The sequence below is a fragment of the Kosmotoga sp. genome (genome assembly GCF_982836095.1).
Genome location: NZ_CEYIHJ010000197.1, coordinates 1 through 3,028 on the forward strand (window position 1 = coordinate 1; position 3,028 = coordinate 3,028).

The following is a 3,028-nucleotide window of genomic DNA, read 5'->3' on the forward strand; positions in this document are numbered from 1 at the left end:
GGTTTTGTTACAATACTCGGTTTCATAAAACCATTTCCCTATTATTTTTTTGCAGTGATGGTCATAGTAAGAACACAATGGTATATAACTATATACCATGTTGGGCTCAGTATTTAAGATGATATATTTGAAGCAGAAAACCTCAAGGGGGGATTTTAATGCTGGAACCTGTTGTGTTAATGCCAGAAGACCTGAACAGCGCGATCGAGCTTGCCAGTGAGATTTTTGATAAAGACATGGGCGCGTGTTTTCCTATTTTTCTTTCTGAGAAGAACGTTTCAAACCTCCTGGGGGTTAAAGATGGCGGCAGGGTGGTTTCTCTATTGGGCATGCAGCCTGCAAAGATATCGATATATGGATATACGTTGAAAGTGGGATTAATAGGCTCAGTTTGCACTCACCCGGATTACAGGGGAGCTGGTTTCGCTTCAAGGATGCTCGAAATTATGGAAGCGCAAAGCATTAAAAAGGGCATCTCGGTATTTGTCATATCAGGTTTAAGAGGATTATACAGGCGCTTTGGAGCAGTCGAGTTTGGAAGTTATCACACTGCGAAGATTTCTCCCGAGGGAGAAAAAGCAAAAATCAAAAAGGCGAACTCAAAAGATGTTGGAAAGATTCTCTCAATACATCAGAAAAAGTTCATCAGGTATTTGCGGAACTACGACGATTTCAAAGCGGTTTTCGAATCCGGATACATCGCTACCAGAGCTTCCGAAACTTATCTGGGAGAAGAATCTTACTGCACCTTCGCAAATATCGACAAAGAGCTCCATGTGCTGGAATTTGGAGGCAAAAAAGATGAGGTGCTTCGCATTATTAGGACTGTAACAGCTGAAAAAAACAGGAATTATTGCGTGCTTCATTTTGATGACAGTTTTAATTACCCAGCCGATAAAACTACAACCTTTGAAGGCACTGCGAAAATAATCTCTGCTGAAAACTTCTTCTCACAGCTGGAAGACTTTTTTAAAGAAAGGCTTTCAAACAAGGAATATGAAGAATTCAAAAACAAAGCAAGCAAGCTTGATAACTCTGAACTGACAAAGGCTGTTCTTGGCAAAGGCGTGGATTTAGGGTTAGAAGGGATATTCCCGATAACTTTGCCTGATTACGGGTGGAACTATATTTGAAAGCTTCGATTGCCGGTACAAAGGACGGCTGAAAGTAATTTGACAGGGTGTTGCTTTAGAATTGGGGTAAATATATTAAGGTTCCGGGGACGAAAGTAGCTTCTTTTTCAGAAATAATTGGTAATGCTATTCTAAGATTTTACTTATTACTCTTCTCAAGACAGGGTCAACAATGTCATATTTTCCATTGGTTTTTTTTATCCATGAAGTCTGCTGAAGGATATTCAGGGTTTCATATAGTCTTGAATCGCTGATTTGGTCATCGGAAGCTATTAATAGCCTCTTAAGGCCTGCCCAGGAATCGACTCCTGCCGCGATGTGTTTTAGTATTTTCAAATAACGGGGGCTCCTTTTTTCCAGCTCTTTAAGCTCGCTCGAAATCATTCCAGAAAGATAACTAAATACTTTCTCAATTGCTTCTTTCACATCTAAAAATTCACGGTATTTTACTCCGAAAAGGACTAAATATCCCGGTATTCCATCGAGAATATCAACAACTTCTTCGATATCAAATGAAACGGGCAAATTTATTTGCGCAAAACCCTTTTTCAAAAATTCTATAGAAGTTTTTCTTTTAAAAGGCTCAATGCATATTTCTGAATAGGCTCTGCCGTAAAGAGGAGATTCGTAATCTGAAAATCTTAGAAAATCGTGCAGTAATCCTATTTCAGAACCTGTTATGACCAACTTTGTATTGTGCAAATTGTCATAGATAAACGCAAGCAAGGTAAGAAGGTCTTTCCCTCCTCTTGAACCATAATATTTCAAATACTGAGCTTCATCAATATATAAAATAATATTTCTTCCATTCTTAGCAGCAAATTCGTTGAGTCTTTCCATGAGTGATGAAAGGTCTAATTCTTTCCTTATGAGAGTAATGCTATTTCCTTTAATGCTTATTCCCCGTAATTCTTTAAGGAATTTGATTATCTTATGCTTCAAAGACACCCGGGCAAGTTCTTTTTCGATGTGACTAATAAGATGGAATTTGGTAATATTCCCTCCTGAAGAAGAATAGAGGCTTCTTCCATCCAAAAAGAGTGTGATTTCTTGGAGTTCATTTAGCATGGCTTTGATCAATGAGGATTTCCCTACCCTTCGAAGCCCAGTTACAACAACAAGTGGATAATTGTACAAAGCATCTTCAAAAGCTTTTCTTTCGTCAATTCTATCAAAGAGGTCTTCTAATTTAGTTTTTGGCCTTGTATCAAAAAGCACGCAGTCACCCCCTATGAGATTATATCACTTCCGGGGGCGGAAGTTACTTCCGATATCGGAAGTAAAGATGATTAAAAGCAACAGCCGATAGTGCAACAACATGGATGATTCTACATACTTTTCCAATGTAATTTTAAAAAACGCACCCTCAAAAGGGCGCATTTTAATCGAAAGATTTTTAGAAAATTCTTTGAATATTCGCTAACTGCTCATAATATCAATTACCATTCAAGATAAGCTGTAAGTGTTGGGATTGGAGCAAGTTTATTAACGCTTACAAAGAATTCCCCGGGCAAGTCAATCGCCAACCCTAAATCCGCTCCAAGGTAAAGAGAAGCAAAGCTAAGTCCGACCTTGAAATCCGCTCCGATTTTCCCTAACAGCAAACACTCCATTTCCCTCAAATGCCAGAATCCTTCTAAACCTGCATGTGGTCTAAAGAAGGATAAATCAGTGGATACAAAAATACCCGGAACAATCAGCTCTATCCCCCTACTGCTGAAGATAAAACCAGTTTTAACCATGATATCAACTGTACCAAGCTCAAATCTTGCCATAAGAAAGGGTTCAATAGCCCCACTAAGATTTACGCCAACACTATAACTTATACCAAAGACACTGAGAGCAACTAAAAGAAAAGCCAAAACTATTATGTACCTTTTCATACTCTCACCTCC

3 protein-coding genes are annotated in these 3,028 nt (G+C 38.6%); 1 reads left to right on the forward strand and 2 read right to left on the reverse strand.

The features are described from left to right. The first annotated feature begins 158 nt into the window (after positions 1-158). Positions 159-1,133, forward strand: a complete 975-nt coding sequence (locus tag AC3LHT_RS10010; RefSeq protein ID WP_488662790.1) for a GNAT family N-acetyltransferase — start codon at positions 159-161, stop codon at positions 1,131-1,133. Between the two features lie 126 nt (positions 1,134-1,259). Here AC3LHT_RS10010 and AC3LHT_RS10015 read toward each other — a convergent pair whose 3' ends face one another. Next, a complete protein-coding gene (locus AC3LHT_RS10015; protein WP_488662791.1) occupies positions 1,260-2,351 on the reverse strand; it encodes an AAA family ATPase in 1,092 nt (363 codons plus the stop codon). 221 nt (positions 2,352-2,572) lie between these two features. Next, on the reverse strand, positions 2,573-3,016 hold the full coding sequence (locus tag AC3LHT_RS10020) for a hypothetical protein (protein WP_290647276.1): 444 nt from the start codon (positions 3,014-3,016) through the stop codon (positions 2,573-2,575). Between the last annotated feature and the right edge of the window lie 12 nt (positions 3,017-3,028).

Bases quoted from the DNA above. Each gene is read 5' to 3' on its own strand.
- AC3LHT_RS10010 (WP_488662790.1), top strand. From the start codon at position 159: ATGCTGGAACCTGTTGTGTTAATGCCAGAAGACCTGAACAGCGCGATC.
- AC3LHT_RS10020 (WP_290647276.1), bottom strand. From the start codon at position 3,016: ATGAAAAGGTACATAATAGTTTTGGCTTTTCTTTTAGTTGCTCTCAGT.